15 protein-coding genes are annotated in these 21,003 nt (G+C 62.2%); 4 read left to right on the top strand and 11 right to left on the bottom strand.

Features of this window, described 5'->3' with window-relative positions; genetic code table 11:
* Window positions 1-25: 25 nt before the first annotated feature.
* From BMZ40_RS02530 to BMZ40_RS02515, 4 genes are all read left to right on the top strand, one after another.
* Window positions 26-2,530, top strand: coding sequence for a hypothetical protein (locus tag BMZ40_RS02530; RefSeq protein WP_092372562.1), 2,505 nt, complete (start codon window positions 26-28; stop codon window positions 2,528-2,530).
* Window positions 2,531-2,710: 180 nt separating this feature from the next.
* Window positions 2,711-3,940: an ABC transporter substrate binding protein gene (locus BMZ40_RS02525; RefSeq protein ID WP_092372561.1), complete on the top strand. Its 1,230-nt coding sequence runs from the start codon at window positions 2,711-2,713 to the stop codon at window positions 3,938-3,940.
* Entirely contained in the window at window positions 3,937-6,330 is a 2,394-nt protein-coding gene (locus BMZ40_RS02520; protein ID WP_092372560.1) for an MFS transporter, read from the top strand. The genes BMZ40_RS02525 and BMZ40_RS02520 overlap by 4 nt, the downstream gene beginning before the upstream one ends.
* Window positions 6,327-7,850 (top strand): hypothetical protein, encoded by a 1,524-nt coding sequence (locus BMZ40_RS02515; protein ID WP_092372559.1) that lies wholly within the window; start codon window positions 6,327-6,329, stop codon window positions 7,848-7,850. The genes BMZ40_RS02520 and BMZ40_RS02515 overlap by 4 nt, the downstream gene beginning before the upstream one ends.
* 16 nt (window positions 7,851-7,866) lie before the next feature.
* On the opposite strand, the gene BMZ40_RS02510 is transcribed toward BMZ40_RS02515, so the two are convergent.
* From BMZ40_RS02510 to sycN, 11 genes are read right to left on the bottom strand one after another with little or no spacing between them, the layout of a single operon-like run.
* On the bottom strand, window positions 7,867-9,864 hold the full coding sequence (locus tag BMZ40_RS02510; protein WP_092372558.1) for a SpoIIE family protein phosphatase: 1,998 nt from the start codon (window positions 9,862-9,864) through the stop codon (window positions 7,867-7,869).
* 2 nt (window positions 9,865-9,866) lie between these two features.
* Entirely contained in the window at window positions 9,867-11,198 is a 1,332-nt protein-coding gene (locus BMZ40_RS02505) for a sigma-54 interaction domain-containing protein (RefSeq protein ID WP_092372557.1), read from the bottom strand.
* Between the two features lie 15 nt (window positions 11,199-11,213).
* Complete coding sequence (gene sctU / locus BMZ40_RS02500; RefSeq protein ID WP_092372556.1) at window positions 11,214-12,269, bottom strand: type III secretion system export apparatus subunit SctU; 1,056 nt, start codon at window positions 12,267-12,269, stop codon at window positions 11,214-11,216.
* A complete protein-coding gene (gene sctT / locus BMZ40_RS02495) occupies window positions 12,262-13,089 on the bottom strand; it encodes a type III secretion system export apparatus subunit SctT (RefSeq protein ID WP_092372555.1) in 828 nt (275 codons plus the stop codon). Before sctT ends, sctU begins: the two co-directional genes overlap by 8 nt.
* Window positions 13,090-13,108: 19 nt before the next feature.
* Window positions 13,109-13,369, bottom strand: coding sequence for a type III secretion system export apparatus subunit SctS (gene sctS / locus BMZ40_RS02490; RefSeq protein WP_092372554.1), 261 nt, complete (start codon window positions 13,367-13,369; stop codon window positions 13,109-13,111).
* A 42-nt stretch (window positions 13,370-13,411) separates the two neighbouring features.
* Complete coding sequence (gene sctV / locus BMZ40_RS02485; protein ID WP_092372553.1) at window positions 13,412-15,511, bottom strand: type III secretion system export apparatus subunit SctV; 2,100 nt, start codon at window positions 15,509-15,511, stop codon at window positions 13,412-13,414.
* Window positions 15,508-15,948 carry a type III secretion apparatus assembly chaperone SctY gene (gene sctY / locus BMZ40_RS02480; protein ID WP_177192984.1) on the bottom strand — a complete coding sequence of 147 codons (441 nt, stop codon included), beginning with the start codon at window positions 15,946-15,948 and terminating at the stop codon, window positions 15,508-15,510. The genes sctV and sctY overlap by 4 nt, the downstream gene beginning before the upstream one ends.
* A 1-nt stretch (window position 15,949) precedes the next feature.
* Complete coding sequence (gene sctX / locus BMZ40_RS02475; protein WP_092372552.1) at window positions 15,950-16,324, bottom strand: type III secretion apparatus assembly protein SctX; 375 nt, start codon at window positions 16,322-16,324, stop codon at window positions 15,950-15,952.
* Window positions 16,325-16,384: 60 nt separating this feature from the next.
* Entirely contained in the window at window positions 16,385-20,041 is a 3,657-nt protein-coding gene (locus BMZ40_RS02470) for a hypothetical protein (RefSeq protein WP_092372551.1), read from the bottom strand.
* A gap of 49 nt (window positions 20,042-20,090) precedes the next feature.
* The gene (locus BMZ40_RS02465) at window positions 20,091-20,597 is read right to left on the bottom strand and encodes a type III secretion system chaperone (protein WP_092372550.1); all 507 of its coding nucleotides are present in this window, start codon (window positions 20,595-20,597) and stop codon (window positions 20,091-20,093) included.
* Window positions 20,598-20,645: 48 nt separating this feature from the next.
* Window positions 20,646-21,002, bottom strand: a complete 357-nt coding sequence (gene sycN, locus BMZ40_RS02460) for a type III secretion chaperone SycN (protein WP_092372549.1) — start codon at window positions 21,000-21,002, stop codon at window positions 20,646-20,648.
* Window position 21,003 lies beyond the last annotated feature (1 nt).

Below are 21,003 nucleotides of genomic sequence, written 5' to 3'. Positions count from 1 at the left end.
CGGCGAGAACAGAAAGGAGCTTAGTATGTCACATTTTGTCGTTGGATCCCAGCCCCAACCCATCAATCAGGGCCTTGATCAAATACCGCAACCCGGCCAGGGCGTGCCGCAAACCACGCATGCCCCCCAAGGCGTTCAGCCGGCCCAGATCGCCCAGATACAGCAGCAGGGACGCCAGGTCACCGGACAGCAGCCCTTGAGATCCCTTGGCCCCACCATTTCAACCTCGACCCAGGCGCTCCAGCAAGCAACCGCGCAATGGCAGCGCACCTTGCCCCCGCAGGGCAGCATGCCGAAAACCATTGGCGTGACCATGCCCCCCAGCGGACAGACCGTCCAGCTTGACGGCAAGATGGTTGAGCATGAAATAAATGCCCTGCCCGGAAATCAACGCCAGGATGCTGTGCGCGACATGCCGCGCGTCCTGCAGGAACGGGTCGACAGCGGGCACCGGGTCTGGGAAGGTGTGAGCAACGGAACGCTCCATGGACCGGCCAGCCTCGAAGACGTGCGTGACCTCATGACCTTTCTCCTGGCCAAGGGTATGGAGAAAGGCGACGGTTTCAGCGAAGGCGCATTCAATATTTCCGACCCCGACCATCGCCTGCGCGATTTTCTCGATTCCAGCCCCGAAGTCTATCAGCGGCCGTCATCGCACATTGAGGGTTTCCAGCAGGCCCCCGGAGGCAGCCATCGCGGCATAGACGTGCGCGGCAACGTGACGCTGCCCTACGGCAAGGCCACCCTGCTCTACGGCGGCATCAACGCCGGAGTACAAGGCATGGGCGAAAATCGTCTCTTTCTCAAGACCGAGGAGCACGGCTGCCGCCTGTCCTCGCGCTGGACACCCAACCGCGATCCGAACATGCACCCTGACAGACCCGCGCGTTTTGGTGACATCGGCCAGTTCCTGGGCCATGCCACGGGTTTTTTCCGCACCGTGCTGCGCGGCATTTCCGGGGGACGCCTGTTTCCCAACGCCAAGGACTCTCGCAAGGAACGCATGCCCGGCGACGTGAGCAAGGATTTCAAGGCCATCCTGAAAGGCCTGGACAGGTCGGGGAAAGCAGAAATCGCCGGCATCCTGCGCCAGAACGACCCCCTGGCCACGTCCCAGGGCATTCGGGTCATGGTCGCCAATCTGAACGAAGCCCTGGCAAGACAGGATCTGGACCAGCCCACGCGCGAAGCCATGCAGCACCTGAGCAGCAAGCTGAGCACGCGTTTCGATCACCTCGACGTGCGCATCGGCAACGAAGTCGTACTCAGCCAGGATGAACTGGCCGGACCAGCCCCGCAACAGGCCGTCAACGGAGCCATGCGCGCGGCGGTGAATTCCCTGCTGACAATACCCGATCGGGCTCATTTCACTCCGGACAAGGTCGAGTCCTTTGTCCAGCAGCTCGGCAAGATCGGAACTCGACTGGATCGGGCCGGAGGCGGAGATGAAACCAGCGCCATGATCAGAACGGCTCTGGAGCAGGTTACAGCGAATCTCACTCCCGACCAGCGTACGCAATTGCAGGATATTCTGACCGCACCTCAATGCCGGGAAGCCATGGCCGCAATCAACGACGTCATGGCCTTCGGTGGAGAGAATCTCGGCCCCATGAACCCAACCGCCCGCAACTCCGCCTCGCAGATCGCTCACAAAATCAGCCACGCCTATCTGGGACTGTGCAGCCAAGCAGGGTTGCCCGATGAAGCTCTTCCCCGAGCGCCCCGGCAGGCCATGGATCTGATCAAGCCAATCCTGGTCAGGGCCGGCAGCGACGCGTTTCTGAGCACCGCGCAAACAAGCGCGAACCAGGAACATGCCCGGCAAATCCAGCAAGGTGGGCAACAAGTCGGGTTGATGCGCCTTGATACAATACGCCCACTCATTGGCCGGGGTGTTGTCGCCCTGGGCGACCACATGCAGAGCATTGCGCGCGGCCAGGTCGATCATGAGCAAATCAGCCGATTCTTCGCCACGGAACTGGGCCATGACGTCCGCACGCCACAAAAAGGAGAGCCGGCCGGACTGGGTGAACAGTTCGTGAAGGATTTTTTCCGAAACGGCATCTCGGTCAACGGCCAACACTTCGGAGGTCAGGGCAGCGGCATTTCCGAAACTGCCAAGCGTGAGGCACTCCAAGCCTTCATCGACGCGGCCGGAGGGTTGCCCTCGGCCCAGCAGATCGCCCGCGTCGCCCACCAGGGTCTCATGGGCATGATGAGCCAGGCTTGCATGAGGGATCCGGGGCTGAATCCGCTGTTCATGGACTTCAGCATGCATGGAGGCACTGTGCAAAACGCGGTTTCTCCGAACACAGGTCAGCCAGCATCGATGATGCTTTCCGTGATAACCCATGGCGACAGCGTGGCCGTGCACTGCGAAACCAATACGCAAAAAGTCAACGACGTTGACGGAAATGATCAGGTTGGGAGCAACCTGTCCCTCAACTTCACGATTCAGGGTGCCGGCAGCGACGATCCTGTGGTCAGACTCGACGACTGGGACGCACTGTTCAGCTCCTGTCCGAACTGACCAGGTCCATCAAACTCCTCGGAAAGTCCCGGCAAGCCGGGACTTTCCGATTTTATCGAGGAAAGTGGCTTGATCCCCGGACCCAGGTTGCCGTAGACAGCTCCGTAGTCAGGACGCACTCCATAGGCCCGTTCGCTCGAACACATTTCGCTCATGTCAAATGCAACCCAGGAAACAGACATGCCCCTGCCCTTTCTGTCCAAGCCACCAGTGTCTGTCGCCACGAGTCAAAAGTCACCTTGGCCGCGACTTTTCGGATTTGCCGCTGTCCTGCTGCTGAGCGCCACCTGCATCCTGATGACAGGATACTTCGCACGCGCGTGGGCCGAGCAGTCCGCCGACGCATCCTCCAATCCCCATAAAAAATGGCGCGTCGCCTATGTCGAGGGAGGACCCTACACCGACTACCAGCAGATCTTCGCCGGCACGGTGCGCGGCCTGGCCAAGCTGGGGCTCATCGAAAACGGCGACGTCCCCGTACCGGAAAACTCAGAAAGCACGCAGGAAATGTGGACCTGGCTCTGCGCCAACGCTGGCGGCGGCAGAATGGAATTCCTGCCCGACGGCTACTACAGCTCCAACTGGGACGAAAAGCTGCGCGTGTCCAACAAGGCCGACATCATGCGCCGCATCCACGAACGCGGCGATGTGGATATCATCTTGGCTTTTGGAACATGGGCCGGACAGGACATGGCCACAGACGAACACTCGGTGCCGACCTTCTCCATGTCCGTGACCGACGCCGTGGATGCCGGGATCGTCGCTTCGGCTGAAGATTCGGGCCTGGACCACGTGCACGCCCAGGTCGAACCGGGGCGCTATGAACGGCAGGTGGCCATTTTTCACGACGTGTTCAAGTTCCGGCGCATGGGCGTGGTCTACGAGGATACCCCCGACGGCCGCAGCTCCAGCGGCATTCCCGCCGTGGAGAAGGCCGCGCGGGAACTGGGCATCGAACTTGTGCCCTGCACCACCACGCTGAACCTCCCGGATCTGGACCAGTCCTTTGAAAACCTGCGGAGCTGCGTGGAAAGCCTGAGCACCCGGTGCGACGCCATCTATCTGACCGTCAACACGGGCATGCAGGGCCACCGCATAAGAGAACTGCTGCAACCCATCATCGCCGCCGGCATCCCCTCCTTTTCCCAGAGCGGACCCGGGGAAACCAAACTTGGAGTGCTCATGAGCCTGGCCCAGACGGACTTCGACGACGTGGGGCTCTTTGAGGCCAACGCCGTGGCCAAGGTCCTTGACGGCGCCAAGCCGCGCGATGTGAACCAAATCTTCGAAGGGCCGCTTGGTCTGGCCATCAATCTGAAGATGGCCATGCTCATCGGCTGGAATCCGCCCTTCGAAATTCTGGCCGCCGTCGACGAAATCCATCAGCAGATCCCCGACCTGGCCCGATGAGCACAGCCCCAGGTCCCAAACCCGTCTCCATCGCACAAAACCGGAGCCGGCTGCCGTTTTTGCTCGGCGGCCTGACCGCGCTGCTTTGCGCCCAGATACTCTACGGCGTGCTGGTCCTCTCGGCCTTGCACAAACAGTACGCCAAACCCATGCTGGCCGTGCAGGCCCTGACCTGCGAGGAACTGGGGCACCGCCTCGGGCTCATGACCCGCCTGGGCAAGACCCCGGAGCGCGTCGAGCGTCTCGGTCAGATTCTGGCCGCCTACAAAGACACGGCCTCGGACACCCTGGTCGTCCTGGGGGCCGATGGTCGCGTGCTGGAAGGATGGGGGCTCCCCAAAAACAGCATTTTCCACCTCCCAGCAGAGTCTGGCACCGTGCGGGGAAACATCGTCGAGTTCTCCAAAGACGGAAACCTCTGGCTGGCCAGCCCACTCAAAGATCGGGAAGGTCGCGCCGTGGGCCACGTGGTCCTGGGCATGGACGACCAGCGGCGCTCGGAACAAGTCTGGCAAGTGCTGCGGGACAACGTTCGCCTTTTGGGCGGCATCACCGCCGCAGCGGCCCTGCTCCTGACCGTTCTGGCCCTGACGGTCCGCACCGCGCCGTTGCCGGGAGGCTCCTTCCCGAAGAAACGCGTCTACGCGAGCCTCGTCCTGCCTCTGGTGGCGGGGCAACTCCTTTTCGCCGCAGCCATGCTGCCCCCCCTGCGGGACATGAACGAGAGCCACATGGACACCGTGGCGGGACAGCTGGGACGGCATCTGGGCGGTGAAATCGATCACCTGCTGGACCTGGGACTGGGCCTGAACCAACTTCCCCCGGTCACACAGCACATGGCTGGCCTGCAGCAATTTCTGCCCGAAGCCCAGGGCCTGGCCATTCTCGACGCGGACGGGACCCGCCTCCACGCTGCCGATGCCAAAGGCGCCCTGGATGACGCAGACTGGCAACGCGTGAAAGAAAAATCCCTGACCACCGACGTTCCCTTCAAGGCGGGCGTCGTGCGTGTACTCATGTCCTCGGAAGCCGTGGCCGCGAACATCCGGGCCATCACCCTGGACACCCTGACCATGACCGTGGTCGCCATTCTCTTCCTGATGGAACTGGTCAACCTTCTGGTCATGCGCGAAGAGCGTCTAAGACTCAATGACCCAAGGCCCCTGTCCACCTCGGCCGGGTTCATGCGTCCCATCATCTTCGTCTGCATGTTCGCCATCGACCTGTCTTTGTCCTTCGTGCCCCTGCGCCTCGGGGAACTCAGCCCGGATCTGCTGGGCTTGCCCCCAGACGTGGTCATGAGCCTGCCCGTCTCTTTTGAGATGTTCATGGTCGGGCTGGCCATCATGCTCGGCGGTTTCTGGAGCGAGCGTTCGGGCTGGCGGCCTTTGCTGCTCACAGGAGTGTCCGTGGTCACTCTGGGCAATCTGGCCAGCGGCCTGAGCGCGGATCCCTTTCTCTATATCGCCTCGCGCGGCTTGGCCGGGGCCGGATACGGTCTGCTCAATCTCTCCGCCCAACTCTTTGTCCTGGCCCACTCCCGCCCGGACCAGCGGGCCGGCAACCTGGCCGCGGTCTTCGCCGGGCTCTTTGCCGGAGCCCTGTGCGGCAGCGCCAGCGGCGGCCTCATCGCAGACCGCCTGGGATATGCGGGAGCCTTCCAGGTTGCGGCCGCTCTCATGCTTCTGACCGGCCTCGTCCTGTGGCGCACCCTGCCCCGGGAGCACGCTCCCCAGCGCAAGGGCCCTGCCCTCGCACATTCCATGCCGGGACTGCGCGAGACCCTCTCCTTCATCACCGACCCGCGCATGGCCGCGCTGCTGTTCCTCAACATCGTACCCGGCGCGTTCGTCACCGTGTGCCTCTTCCAGTTCTTCGTGCCCGTGTCCCTGAACCAGGGCGGGGCCAGTCCGGCCGACATCGGCCGCGTGACCATGATCTTCCCCCTGGTCATCGTCTATCTCGGCCCCCTCTTCGGTCGCATCGTGGACCGTTCGGACCGCAAATACCGTCACCTGGCCCTGGCCGGGCTCGTAGCGGCGGTGAGCGTAGGGGCTCTCATGGCCCTGGACGGCATCGCCGCAGCGACCCTCGCGGTCACGCTGCTCGGCCTGTCCAACGCCATCCTTTCCAACGCCCAGGGCGCTTACGCCTTGGAACTGCCCGCCACGGAGCGCTACGGCGCAGCCCGGGCCATGGGCATATACAACGTCGTCGAACGGCTCGGACAGGTCTTGGGACCCGTGAGCCTCGGAATCATCATCGCCGTCTGGGGCCGCAACGCGGGTCTGGGCGTCATGGCCATTGGACTGGCCGCCATGAGCCTGGCCTTCGCCGTCACCAGCAGTCGCCAGCCATCGAAAATCGCGGAACTGACCACACAATCATGAACGAACTGATCTCCCTCCCCCTGCTCGCCCCGCTGTGGGCCAGGCTTCCGCACCTGCCCCCCCTGCTGCGCCAGTGGGGCGATGCCCCGCTGGGGCGCATCGCCGCTGGCTTTACTGACAACCCGCCCGGCCAGGCTGGGCAGCAAACCGTCTCCAGTGCCCTGCTCGCGGCGGCGCGATCCATGACCGCCCCAGTGCTTGGCGACGCGGCTGCAGGAGCTCTGGCCCATCGGCTTTCAGCCAACTCGTCGATACTGGCCGCCAATTACCACGGAGTGGAGTGCTTTCCGGAGATGGTCCAGGCCATCCATTTCTTCGCCCTGGGGGATCTCGTGTCCGAGCCGCTGGAAGCAGATTTCGGACCGGTCGTTCCTGTCCTGTCCTGCTCCAGCGTTTCCCTGCAGAGCCAGACCTACCCGCGGGGACTCATGCTCTCGCGCCGGGACGCCGAGGGCATAGCACACGTACACCTGCCCTTCTTTTCCAGTGCCCTGCAGGACGTGATGGCCAGCCGTTCACCCGCCCTGACGATGAAGCAGCTGCGCACCATGCGCGCCCTGTGGCTGCATAAAGGGCGACCTCCGTTGCTGCGCTGGGAGCGTGAAGCCGTGGATGCCATCATGGACGGGCACGTACTGCGCCCCGACGTGCTGGACCAGCCGACGTTCGGCGCGCAGGTCACACGCGTGAACGCATCGCTGTGCACGGAGCGCTACAGTCAGGCCCGGCACGTACAGGTGATCTATCTTGAGATGGAAGCCCTGGTAGCAGAGCTGCTCGGACGAGATATGGAGGATGAGGGGTCGGTCATGCACCGGATTCTTTTCGACCCGCAGGTTCGCGCCCTGGTTCTCGACACGCTGGCCGGGGTGCGCGGATGCTGGCGAACCGAGGCCATCAACGGTTTGGCCCTTGGGCGCACGGGCAAGGCCGGCACTGTTTTCTTCTGGATGGCCGACGAAAAAGGCCGACGCTGTCCCTTGCGGCTGTGCGTGACGCCTTCGGGCAAAGCCGGCCTCGGATTCGGGGACACGTGCATTCCCCTGCGGCCCGCGGCCCTGCGCGACGCCCTGGCTGCCGGAACCATCGTGCCGAGCCTTTTCACTTCGTACATGAGCCTGACCCTGGACCATGGGCTGCGCTGCTTCGGCGGAATCTTCCTGGCGGAATACCTCCCGACCATGATCCGGGGCGTGGCGTCGGCCATGAAAGCAGTCGGGTCGCCACTGCGCGTCCACCTCCCAGACCGGTGTCTGGCGGCTCTACCCCTGACCGTACAGATCGAGGACATGGAACTCCGCCCGGCAGGCAGCGTGGAACTGGCCGCCGCCGGAGGCTTGACCCGAGCGCATCTGAACCGCATCGGGCAACTGACCCTGGCCGATGTCCTGCCCCTGAGTCTGGCCACGTGGTACCGGGACTACGTCCCCGTGGGGGAACGCACCCCGGACTGGGAATACGCCCTTGCACACCTTGCCTCACGCTGGAACGGCGTGACAGTGAAGCCGCTGTCCTCCTGATCGTCTCTGAGAATCCTCAGCTCTTGCGGGTAAAACAGAGCATGGTGATGTCGTCGGACTGGGCGGCATTCCCGCGATGGGCCTCAATGGCCTCGTACACATGCCGCAGGATCTTTTCCGGGGTGTCGCCTCCGTGCGCTGCGAGCAATGCTTCGACACGATCCTCCCCGAACAGACGCCGCTCCTCATCCATGGCCTCGGACACTCCGTCGGAGTACAACAAACAGGTCTCCCCCGCGCCCAGCACAGTCCGGTGCAGCTCATAGGGGAGGCCGCTCATGGCGCCCACCACGGGCCCGCTCATGCCCTCGATGGCACGCACGGACCCGTCCGGACCAGTGACCAGAGGCTGGCAGTGCCCGCCGTTGGCGTATTCCAGCTCACCCGTGGCCGGGTCGAAGATACCGATAAAAAGAGTCACGAACATACAGCCGGGATTGTTCTCGCTCAATCTGTCGTTGATGCGGGTCATGACCTCGGCCGGGTCCGAAATCTGGGCCAGGGCGAAACGGACCAGAGTCACGGTCATGGACATGAACAGGGCCGCCGGAACGCCTTTGTCGGATACGTCGCCGATGATGATGGCTTGCCGGCCGTCCGCCACCTGAAAATAATCGAACAGATCCCCGCCGACCTCCTTGGCAGGTTCCAGGAACGAGGCCACCAGGCAGTCCGGATGGGCGGGAGCATCTGCGGCCGGCAGGATACCCATCTGGATGTCCCGGGCGGCGTTCAACTCGCCCTCCATGCGCTGCTTGACCGTGGTTGTTTCCATAAGAGTGCGGATGTTCTGATCCAGGGCTCGCCCCATGTCTCCGAAAGCTGCGGCCAGGGTGCCTACCTCGTCGCGCTGGCCCACGGGCAACTCCCGCGCCAGGGCGAGAAGGGGTGAATCCCCGGCATCGCGGTCAGAAGTGGCCTGGGTCAGATCTATGCCGGCCAGGGCCTGGGCCTGGCCGGTCAGGGTGCGCAAAGGCTTGATGAGCCGGGCCGTGACCAATAGCATGCCCAATACGCTCAGTACCGCCGAACCCAAGGCGAAGGCGACCATTCGACGCAACAGAATCCTGGCCGGAGCCTCCATCTCGTCCCGGGGCACGGCGGCCACGATGTACCAGTCCAGAGCCTTGAAATAGGCGATGCGAAAGACCCGGGAACCGGCTCCAGCCCCCTGGTCCGAAAAATCCACAAACCCCTTCTCCCGGGCCAGCTCCAGGCCCTCGCGGGGGATGAACCCCTCTTCGCGCCCCTGGGGATTGCCCTTGAATGCAAGAATCCGGCTCTCTCCCGAGATCAGGGCCAAAAAGCCGTTCTCGTGCAACTCCAGGGAATCGAACTTCTCCTGGGTGCTGTCGGCGATCTGCCGCTCCGTGGCGGCCGCCTCCTTTTGCATATCCGAAAGCTGCATGGCCAGGGCGATGACGGCCTCGCGCTCGGGCACGGGGAGAAAATAGACGAGCAAAGGACCGGGAGCGCCCGGCAGCACGCCCACCAAATCCTGATCCAGGCCGAAAACCGCGAACATGCCGTCGGCAGGCAACCGCTCATGACGCATCATGGTCGCGATGGGGCGGCCCTTGAGATCCGTACGCTCGGGATCCATGGCCAATTCCCGGATCAGGGGACTGCCGAGGATGCGCGCCCCCGACGCCTCGAACAGGTCGAGGTGCAGACCGAAACCAAGCAAGGGACGTGCCCAACTACCGATAACCCGTTCCCCCGCCCCGTCGGGCAAGCCTTCCATGTCGAGCCAGGTGGTCCGGGTCAGGATGGCCATCTGCCGCAACTGGTTCTTGTGCTGCATCACGCCCAGAATGTTATTGGCCAGCAAGCTCAAGTAGCGGGAGCCGATGTTGTCTTCGACCAGGAGCACTGCGTTGCCGAAGGATTCCCGCTCGCGCCTCAGGCTCATGTCGTTGATCTCGCGGAAGGTCAGCAGGATGATAGGCACCGCCGCCAGGGCGATGGCCGCCACTACCAGCGAAAAAAGCTTGGTGCGCAGGGACAGGATCATGGCTACTCCGTCATCCCGATGCGTTGCAGTTTCTTGCGCAGACCCTCGCGGGTGATGCCTAGCAGTTCAGCGGCCCTGGTCTTGTTGCCCGCGCAGCGGTTCAGGGCCTCGGAGACCACCCAGCGCTCGACGAGGTGCAGGTTGAGGTCCGTCGCGCCTTTTCCGTGCGGTCCGTGGTCCGAAGCCGGATCGTTGCCACTGAAGGCCAGTGCGTCGCGGTCAGGATTTCTCGCTGCGGAAATGTTTGCCGCGAACGCGGGCACGGCAACACGGCGGGGAACCGTAGCCGTGATGCGTGGTGACAGATCCGCCGCTTCAACACGGTCGCCCACGGTGAGGGAAGCGGCCCGCTCCATCTCATTGCCCAGCTCGCGCACATTGCCGGGCCAGGAATAGGCCAGCAACGCTTCCCGGGCTCCAGGGGCCAGAATCAGGCGGAGACGGCCCATACGCGCGCAATGCTCCTCCAGGAAATGCTGGGCCAGGAGCAGCATGTCGTCGCCGCGCTCGCACAACGGAGGCAGACGAATCTCCGCCACGCTGATCCGGTAGTACAGATCCGACCTGAAACGCCCCTCCCGAACAGCCTCCTCCAGGCTGACGTTGGTCGCCGCGATGACCTTGATATCCACGGGGAGCGGTTTGTTGCGCCCCACGCGTTGCACCTCCTGCTCCTCCAGCACGCGCAGAAATTTTGCCTGATGCGCCAGACTCATCTCGCCCACCTCGTCCAGGAAAAGCGTGCCGCCGCTGGCCTCTTCCACCAGGCCGCGCCTGAACCCCACGCCCGAAGCCGCGCCTTTCTCGATGCCGAACATCTCGCTTTCGAAGAGATTTTCGGGGATGGCCGAACAGTTCACGGCCACGAAGGGTCCCTCGCGACGCGAAGAATTATAGTGCACCATCTTGGCGACGACCTCCTTGCCTGCACCCGTAGGGCCAAGGATCACGGTGTTGATGGGCCGCCTGGCGATGGACAGGGCCAGCTCCACGACACGGCGCATGGCCTCGGAACTGCCGATGATCCGCCGGGGCTGGTAGGCGTCCTGCACGGTCTGCATGAGGTGCCGGTTGCGCTGGTCCAGCAGGACACGAATCTCCTCAAGTTCCGCGTTTCGGGTCTTGAGTTCGGCGATGAGTTCGTCGCGATGAAATTCCCGGCCCTCGACCTTGACGAGCATCATGCCGAAGGCCTCGGCCAGGCGGACATAGTCCTCGGGGCCTGCCCCGGGACGGGTCAGGTCGAAGAGCTGCTCCTCGCTGGCCGGGCGACCCCAAGCCAAGTCGTCGCAAAGGGAAATGAGCGTATTCAGAAACTTTTTCTCGTAAGTCATGAGTAATACCTTGAGTTATCTGCCGCGCGCACCGTCGGCTCCGAGACTCTGCACCCAGCGCAGCACCTCGGCCACGGGCCCGATAAGATCCTTGGGGATGTAGGCGTTTTCCGTGCCCGTCTCAAAGAGGGCGTGAGCCAGGGGAACGTTCTGCATGATCGGAATGCCCTCTTCCTGGGCGATCTCTATCATGCGCCGGGCCAGCAGGCCCTCACCCTTGGCCAGAATGATCGGCAGGGGTGTCTTGTCCTTCTCGTAATCGAGGGCCACGGCAAAATGTGTCGGGTTGGTCACGAGCACTTTGGCCTTGCGCACGTTGCCCAGCGTGTTCTGCGCCAGCATCTCCTGCTGCAGCTGCTTGCGCTTGCCCTTGATCATTGGATCGCCCTCCATCTCTTTGTACTCACGCTTGACCTCGTCTTTGCTCATCATGTGCTGCTTGTTGTACTGCCAGCGCTGGAAGAGGTAGTCCACGGCGGCGATAACGCAGAACGCACCGGCCGCGGCGAAGAGCAGGTCGTGCATGGCCTCCCCCAGCACCGCCCACAGGTGCCCGACGTTGCCGTTGGGGATGGTGAAGAGGGTCTTCAGGTGCGCGGACATTATCAACCAGACCACCCAGGACAGGACCACGACTTTGAGTATGTTCTTGAGGAACTCCACGGCGTTCTTGATGGAAAAAACCTTCTGGAACCACTTGGAGGGACTTATGTTCTCAAGCTTGGGCATGGCGCCCTTGAAGGCGAAAAGGACACCGACCTGTGCCAGGTTGGACACGATGGAGGTAACCATGACCAGGCCTACGATGGGCAGGACCAGTTTCAGAAAGCACGCCACCGTGACGTCGGCGGCCAGGGGCAGAGCCTGCTCGAAGGGTAGGCTCATGACGATCATGGGCACCTCCGTCATGGTCGAGAGAGTCTCGTAGATGGAGTCGCTCATGGCCGAAAGATAAACGGCGATGGCGAGCACGGACATGGCCGCCGGCACGTCCTGGCTCTTGCAGACGTCGCCCTTCTCCCGCGCCTCGCGCAGGCGCTTTGCCGTGGGTTGTTCGGTCTTCTCACTCATGGAACAGAATCCGCAGCATTGCCAGGTCGTTGCCGATGGTGGCGAAAAGCCCTCCGATCTGGGACATGAGAAGCCCGAAGGACACGAACAGGAGAAAGGCCGCCAGGGCGCTCTTGATGGGCATGCCCAGAATATACACGTTGAGCTGCGCCGCGAAGCGGTTGATGAGGCCCAGGGACATGTCCGTGAGCAGGCAGGCGGCCACGATAGGAGCCGAGAGCAGAATCATGGTGCTCATGAGCCAGGCCACGCGGCCGGCGAAGAACAGGGGCACATCCGCGCCGCGCTCGAACAGGCCGGCGGGCAGCAATGAAGCCACTGGCCAGACCTCGTAGCTGGAGTAGACCAAAGAGAGGAAGGCCAGGAAGGCGCCGCCGGAAAAGAACAGGTATACCGCGCACTGGAAAAGCAGGGAACCCAGCGGGGAGGTCTCCTCCCCGGACAGGGGATCAGCGCCCGAGGCCATGGACGCACCGCGCTGGTTGTCAATGAAGAAGCCCGCGCATTGCACGGCCCAGAACAGCATCCCGGCTAGAAAACCCAGCAGGAAACCGAGCAGACTCTCCTTGAGCAAAACAAGGGTCAATTGTCCCATGACGGCCATGGTCATGACTTGAGGCACATCAAGCTGATCAAGAACCATGGGATGGATGAACATATAGCAGGCAAAGGCCACGGCCACACGAATCTGACCGGTGACAATGGTGCCGCCCAGGAACGGAACCGTCTGTATGATCATGAACAGACGCGGCATGCCCAGAAGCACGGCCAGCAGATGGTCCATGACGCGGAGCTCCTGAAAGAGGGCTTCCAGATTCATCCGCCCCCCCCTTTACTCATTACGACAAGTAGAAATTGTTAAATATTTCAGTAGCATATCGCAAAATTTGACCGCTCAGCCAGCCACCCATCACGAACAGGGTCGCGATGACCGCGATGAGCTTGACGCCAAAAGACAGGGTCTGCTCCTGAAGCTGGGTGATGGCCTGGATCAGGCTGAAGATGATGCCCACCACCGAGGCAACCACGATGGGCGGCAACGAGAGCATGAGCACCAGGTACAGGGCCTGCACGGCATAGTTAATGGCAGTGACTTCCATCACCTCTCCTTTGGAAGTTGACGACGGCCCCCTGGCCTTGCCCTACAGGCGTATCCTGTTCACGGGCTGGACCGAAATCTCCGGCGTGATCTCCTGGTACGACACCACGGCCAGGCCATAGTGTTCCCCCTCGATGAGCCGACGCACATACCGGCGAATGTCCATGGAGACCACCAGAACGGGCTTCTGGGTGCTGGTCTTGTATCTGCCGGCGGCCTCGCCCACGGCCTTCATGAAGCGCTGGGTGGTCTCCGGGTCCAGGGCCAGGAACGCGCCCGCCGATGTCTGCCGGATGGCTTTGCGGATAGTCTCCTCCACAGAGGGCTCCATGAGAATGGCCGGCAGCATGTTCTGCCCCTTGGAGTACATATAGCTGATCTGGCGTTTGAGGGCCGTGCGCACGTACTCGGCGAGCATGACCGCGTCCTTCTCCTTTGGGCTCCATTCCACCAGTGCCTCCAGGATGCCGCGCAGGTCGCGGATGGAGACCTGTTCCTGCACCAGGCGCTGGAATATCTCGGCGATGCGCTGGGTGGGCATGAGGCGCGTGGCCTCGCGCACCAGATCCGGGGCGCGTTCCTCCATACGGTCCAGGAGGTACTTGGTCTCCTGCAGGCCCAGGAAGGAGGAAGCGTGGCGCGACAGGATCAGGGACAGGTGGTAGGCCAGAATACGCGGATGGCTCATGCAGGAGATGCCCACGCGGGCCAGGCTCGGACTCTGGGCCGCAGGCACCCAAAGAGGATCCACGTCGGGCAGGAAACGCTCGCCCTCCTTCACGTCCACGCCAAGCATCCGCAGATTTTCGCGCGTATCCCGGACCAGAACCATGCCCCTTTCCAGCTTCCCCCGCGACATGGGGATCTCGTTGACGTGCAGGGAATAGCTCAGATCCTCCAGGCCGGGGTTGGGGCGAATGTTGATGCCCGGAAAGGGCACGCCCAGGTCAAAATACAGGGCCCGGCGCAGGGTCGCCAGCTCCTCGTTGAGGGAGTCGTAGTCAAGGCTGTCCCCCATGTCCTCGGAGATGTCGAGGATGATGGGCACTGTCGGCGCAAACTCGTCGCGCTGCCCGCCCGGCAAGGGCTTGCCCGACTTTTTGGGCGTGGCCGAAGGCTTGAGCGACCTGGTCAGCTCGGCCCGGGCGTCATGGGTCTGAGGCAGCAGGCTGATGCGACGCAGCACGTAGCCAAGCCCCCCCAGGCACGCGGCCAGGGCGAAGAGCTGTGGCTTGGGAAATCCGGGAATAAGAGCAAAAAGGAATACCAGACCTCCAGCCATAAGCAGGGCCTTGGGCTGGTTGAAGAACTGCTCGCCGATCTGGGTACCGACGTTGACCTCGGAATCGCCGGTGCGGGTGATGAGGACGCCGGCCGAGATGGACACCAGCAGGGACGGAATCTGGGAGACCAGACCGTCGCCGATGGTCAGGATGCCATAGACGTGCAACGCCTCTCCGGCCGTCATTCCATTTTGGGAAATGCCGATAATGGTTCCGCCGACGATGTTGACCACGGCTATGATCATGCCTGCGATGCTGTCGCCCTTGACGAACTTCATGGCTCCGTCCATGGCGCCGTACATCTGGCTTTCCTGGCTCACGCGCTGGCGACGGGACTGGGCCTCGGCCATATCGATGACCCCGGCGCGCATGTCCGCATCAATGGACATCTGCTTGCCCGGCATGGCGTCCAGGGTGAAACGGGCCCCGACCTCGGCCACTCGCTCGGCGCCCTTGGCGATGACCAGGAACTGCACGATGGTCAAAATGAGAAAGACCACGGCGCCGACCACGAAATTTCCGCCCAGGGCGAAGTCGCCGAAGGTGAAGATGATCTCGCCCGCGTCGGCCTGAAGGAGGATGAGGCGAGTGGTGGTGATGTTGAGTCCCACCCGAAACAGGGTGGTGAAAAGCAGCATGGTCGGAAAGACTGAAAAATCCAAGGCCGTACGTACGTACATCGACATCATGAGCATGATGAAGGACAAGGCCATGTTCATACCGATGAAGGCGTCCACCAAGGGCGTGGGCAGGGGCAAAATCATGAGCCCCACCACGATGACCAGCAAGGCGACGATGGACAGGTCGTTGTGCCTTGTGATCATGCCTACGGCCGAGCGGGCTATGGCGAATGCGTTCATGCTCTGGTCCCGCTTTTATCTGATCGGGCCGACTTTGCCTCCCCGTCGGACTGGCCGCCGTCAAGGCGTCCACCCAGTCCGATGAAGGCGTCCACCGCCTGTCTGGCCTCCTCGCGCCGATCCTGTCGCCACAGGGCCCGGGCACGCAGCAGGTGCAGAGCTGCCTCGCGGGAGGAGAGGACGCGGCCGTCCATGGCCTTGTGCAGGTTGTCCAGGGCCGCTCCCGGATCGTCGCGCTCCAGGTCCACCATCGCCATGCTGGCATGGGCCAAGCGGTCAAGGACATCCAGGGCCGGCGTGCCGGAACTCCCGGCCCGTTCCCCGGACACGGCGATGAGGGCGGCGAAAAGGCGGCCCGCCCGCTCCAGTTCGCCCATGCGCAAATACATGTATCCAAGAATGAGCAGGGTCTCGCGGTGCTGTCGCTGCAGATTCACGCTAGCCTCCGATCATCAGACCGGTGTAGGCCTGCAGAAGGTCCCGGTTTTCCAGCAACAGGCGTAGATCCGTGTTCAGGAAATCCCGCACTTCAGGATTCTGACTGTCCTTCAGGGCCTCGAAGCTTTCGCTCAGGTTGGCGGCGAAAACCTCGGGCCGCAGCAACTCGCCGTCGCCCACGTCCGGACACAGCGCCTGTTCCACGAGCCTGGCGGCGTTGAGGGGCGAATAGAGTTCCTCAAGGCCAGCCTCGCGCAGCACGCTGGCTGCCAGCGGCCTGGCCTGGGGCAGCTGTCCGTCGGCGGAAAGTCCCGGGTCCATGATGTCCTGGATGCCCAGGGACGGATCGAGCAGATTGTTGATGGATGAAACCATGAAAACTCCGTTGATCTGAAATCGATGACAGCGTTCCCGCAGGCGGAACGCACTTCTCTGCTACCTGCGCTCCATGACGAATTCCGTGCAGCGATGGTTGCCGCCAGGCTCAATCACGTAGCGTTGATGAAACCTCAGCGGCAAAGCCGGGTCGGAGTCTATGTCGACCGTGACGGTGTTATCCTCACGCTGAACAGCTGTCACTGAAAAATCCCCGTGTTCGCTGAGCTGAACTCCGGGAAAAGTCGTGCTCATCACGCGCGCCACGACCAGGCCTGCCTGACTGAAGGCCTGAAGGGTCCGGGCCATTTGTGCGGACGATACGGTCATGCTGCGGACGTGGGCAACGAGAGCCGTGAACATAGGATGGGTCGGCACGTTTTCCGCATCCGGAATATTAAAGGGCTGGGTCTGCATACCTCGTCCGTCGGCGGACTCCATGCGCATGACGGTATTCTGCCCTCGCCGTCTGAAATCCGTGACCAGACCGTAGGCGTTATCGGGCCTATAATCCCGGAGACTGGACATGCCCAGGTCAAGACCAATGTCATCCTGGGTCAGGCGCGCCCCTGGCCGGGTCAGATCCATGAGCTTGGGAAAAGGCAGGCCCCTGGTGAAGGCGTCCAGTACAGAATTCTGGCGCAGCGCCGGATCCATGTCCGGGCAGGAGATGCCCAGAGCCCGGTCGTATGTCGAAAGCACGTGGCCGAGCAAACGTCTGCCCAAGTCGTTTTCCTTGAGAGTCCACGGCGCGGAGTGCCCGGTCACGGCCTTCCAAATCTGGAAGGCGGACAGCGGTTGGCCGCCGCTCGCGCGCTGGGCCGCGAGGAGCGAGCGGGCATTACCCTGCATCAGGAATGGAGTCAAAAAGCGCAATTCCTGCGGCATCGAAACCTCAAGACGACCGGCAATACCGCGCAGCGTTTCCATCTGGGCCGCGTTCAGATTCGGCACCACCCGGCCAAGAGAGATATCCAACTCCGAAAAGGTGTTCCTCCGCAGCTTATTGATGTTGACCATGACCTCGCCGCCGATGTCGCCGACTTCGGATACCGTATGTTGAAAGAAAAAAGGTTCACGTTCGACCCGGATACCCAGGCGGCTTCCGGCTATCATGCGCAGTTCTTCCATAATCCGCGTGGCAGCGAACATCGTCGGCCTGGCCGAATCATCGACCTCCCTGCAATAATTGAAGGCACCGGAAACCTGTTGCCCCAAACCGCCGTCCAGGCTGTCGAACATTCGACCCAATTCCTCCCGGCCAAGCTCCGAGAAGCCCACGGTCATCATGAGCATGCCGCTCAGGGCGTCCTCGCTGCCGGAAACCGGATGCTCGGCAAGGTGGCGTGCAAGCGGCATGAACGAGGTGGCCAGTTCGATAACACCCTGCGAAAAACTCTTGTCCGTGTTCTCATCCAAACACAGAAATTTTACCCCCGAAGCCTTGTCCCGAGCCAATTCGGCCAGGCGAACGATCAGATCGACATCGCGCAGCCCCGTAGTCATGGCCATGTCTTTCATCACCGCCTTTTCCCGGGCGCTGAACGCACCTTTTTCCGGCCACCGTCCCTGGGGTTCGGGCAGGGCGTCGATGCCGTCCAGAACCGTTTTCAGGGCGACCAGGGAATCGGCTATGGAATTCATGACCACTTCCCTGAGCGACGCCGGATCAATGGGCCCAGGATGCGTCTCCATCCATTCAGCGCAGGCATCACGAGCGGGGAGGAACATGCTCCCGGCACTAATCCGGTCCGAATCGACGCCCGAGAGATCTGCGGTGCGCGCCGCCTCGTCGAAGGCGGTGTAGAACATGACGGGATTTTCCTCGATGTTGCCACTGCCGCGCGGAAAAAATTCGTCGAACACGGCCTCGAAGGTTTCGCTCCGCGCCTTTGACATCCCATCCTCTTGACGGGACCGGACCACCCCGTCCAACCGAGCACGCACGTCCTCGGACATGTCGGGAATATCCACCCCGTGGGCGCGCACGAAAAGGCGCGTGGCGTCGGACAGCTCCTCGCTGGGGATCTCGCGTTGAAAGCTCTGTTCCAGAAGGTTACCCGTACGTTCGCGGTAATCCTTTCCGGGGATTTGCATATCCACCAGCACATCTTCGGGAACAAGACGAAGCATGACCATCATATGCGACTCAAGGGTACGGTAGGCTCCCAGGGAAGTCAGGTGGAGATCCTGCACCCCCGCACCTTGCAGAGACCCGTCGCCGCAAGACAAGCTCACAGTGGTCAATTCCGACGCCAGAGGGCCGAATTTTTCCATGGCCGCCCTCAGAACATCCTTGTGCTGCCCTGGCTCCACACCCCGCCGGGCGAGAAGAAGCTGGATCGCCCCTGACTGAACATGCAAAAAATCATCGGACCCGAAGGTACCGGTCACGCCGTGGGTACACGATTCCACGACGTGGCTGTGCCGCTCAACTCGCTGCAGAAAATCCGCAGGCAAGTCACCGCCCAGCAGTGGATCAAGCATGGCGTCCTCTTCGAGCAGAACATTGATGAACCTGGGCAGGGTCTCCGGCGACAGGGCCTTGGGCTCCAGCTCCAGGGGCGGATTGGTGGACATGACCACGAACTCTCGCACCTCGGGCAGCTTCTTTTCCATGAAGGCTCGCAGCGCGCCTTCCAGGGCGCTCTTCGCCTGCTCTTTGGTGGGAATGGCCGGCGGCTGAACCATGACATCCAAGACCTTGCTGGCCTCGGACAGCACCTGCGGGTGATGCGCCAGGGGAGAGCCGAGATTTTCCGGAACGCCCAGTTCGGTCATGAGTTCCCGTCCCACGATGGAGCCCAGATCATTGAGCTGGAAAGAACGCACCGCGTCGCAGCGTCCTTCGGCCGAGCCAACATCTTTGCCCTCCATCCGGATGGCGGCGAAGAGCGTGTTCACATCTCCCCGATTCGCGGCTCCGGAATCCACGGCCTGAATCAAGGTCTGCAATACGGCGCGGACATCCGGGGCGTTTTCGAGTTCCCGTAGGTTCGTTCCTCCTGCCTGCAACTCCTGCAACACATCCAGATCCTTGCCTAGAGAATCGTCCAGCACGGCCATGATCCCTTCGAGGCGCAAGGCGTGGGCGTCAAGATCGTGTCCGTCAAAGGCGCGATCCAGTCCGTGGGCCAGAGCTCCCGTTTTCTCCAGAATAGCGCGCACCGTGTCGGCGCCGTCTCCCAAGCCCCTGTCCCGGCAGAGCTTGGCCACATGCTGCCCCACAACTTCGGCCTGGAGAAAATCCCGCAGCAGTTCACCGGGCAGGGCTTGGCCGTCCAGAGCCTGGGCGCCCAGGGCATGTGTCATGCAGAACTGGCCAAAAGAAGTCCCGAATCCTTCGGGAATCACGCCTTCACCGGCCAACCGCTGGCCGATAGCGATGGCCTGGCCCAAATCGAGGGACAACTGGCGGTCCACCTGCTCCCTGACCATGGATATGTGCCGGGTGCGCAGGGGTTTTCCTTCCTGCCGGCTGGCATCGAGCACTTCTTTGGCGATATCGATATACTTACTGTAAACCGGGTCGCGGCGAATGGTGTCAAGAAAGGCCCTGGCCGTCGTATCGTTCTCCCTGGCCCTGGCGTGCCCCCGGAAAAAGGAAAAAGCCGACGTCTTGGCCAGTTTTTCGTCCTGGCGCACATAAACTTTCTGATCGCTCTGCGTTGCCCCGACTTCGGTCTGACGGAAAAAATTATCAATGCTCAGTGCCATGAATCCCCCTGATGGTCGTGAACCTGTTTGAACTACGCGAGCCGCAGACTCACACCCGAATCATGGTTGTTTCCGCCGCCTTGACCTCGTCGGCCTGATCGTCCTCGGTCCCACTTTCCAATTCACGCAGGAAGGTCTCGATCCGGCCCCCGACCTGAGATTCGATTTCATCGTTCCATTCCCGCAAACGCCTGGTCCACTCGTCCGCCAAGGCGACAAATCCCTCGATCCTGGCCACAAAGCCGGCCCCGTCCAGAGCATCCACTCCAAAAGCAAGCTCCAGAAAAGCCAGACCCGTCCGTTCATCGAGACTGATGGCCGCGCCATGGGTCTCGGAGAGCAGAAAATTCGCTCCGAGCAAGCGGGCGTGAATCCGTCCGCCCAGGCCTGTCGGATACCCGATCTCCATGTGCAGCAAAAAGGATGAATCCGACGGCCTGTAATGCAGCAGCACCGGCACGCCGTCGAGCATGAAGGCATAAGCCCCGTCCCCGTCCTTTTCCACTTGCTGTCCCAGGGCCTGACTCAGCGCATCTATAAAGACCTGCGTTTCCATGGCGTCTCCTCATGGCATCGAAATTTATGATATGAAAAATCAGAGAAATTATGCGATGCGCTCCTGCATCTTTCCCAGAAACGCAATGGCGTTTTCAAGCATGGCGGCCGTAACGGTGCGCTCGTCCATGCGGGTCAGGAGCACGGCATTGCCCGCATGCACTCCTCCGCAAAGGGGCATGGGATGGGCATGGCGATATCCACACAGCTCCAGCACCCGTTGCGGGGCTTTTGCGTCATGTGCCGGGATCGGGAACGCGAGGTAAACGAGAAGCTCCCCCTCGCCCCTTTCAAAATAAACGCGACCGAGGCTCTCGACATCCAGGGCGGCGACATCGCCGCCGACGAGGGCGAAGTCCGGCATGCCCATCCGGCGACCGAATTCGGCGATTTCACGATCAAGCATG

The sequence above is a fragment of the Desulfomicrobium apsheronum genome (assembly GCF_900114115.1).
Lineage (GTDB): Bacteria > Desulfobacterota > Desulfovibrionia > Desulfovibrionales > Desulfomicrobiaceae > Desulfomicrobium > Desulfomicrobium apsheronum.
This window is presented reverse-complemented; position numbering and strand designations above follow the sequence as displayed.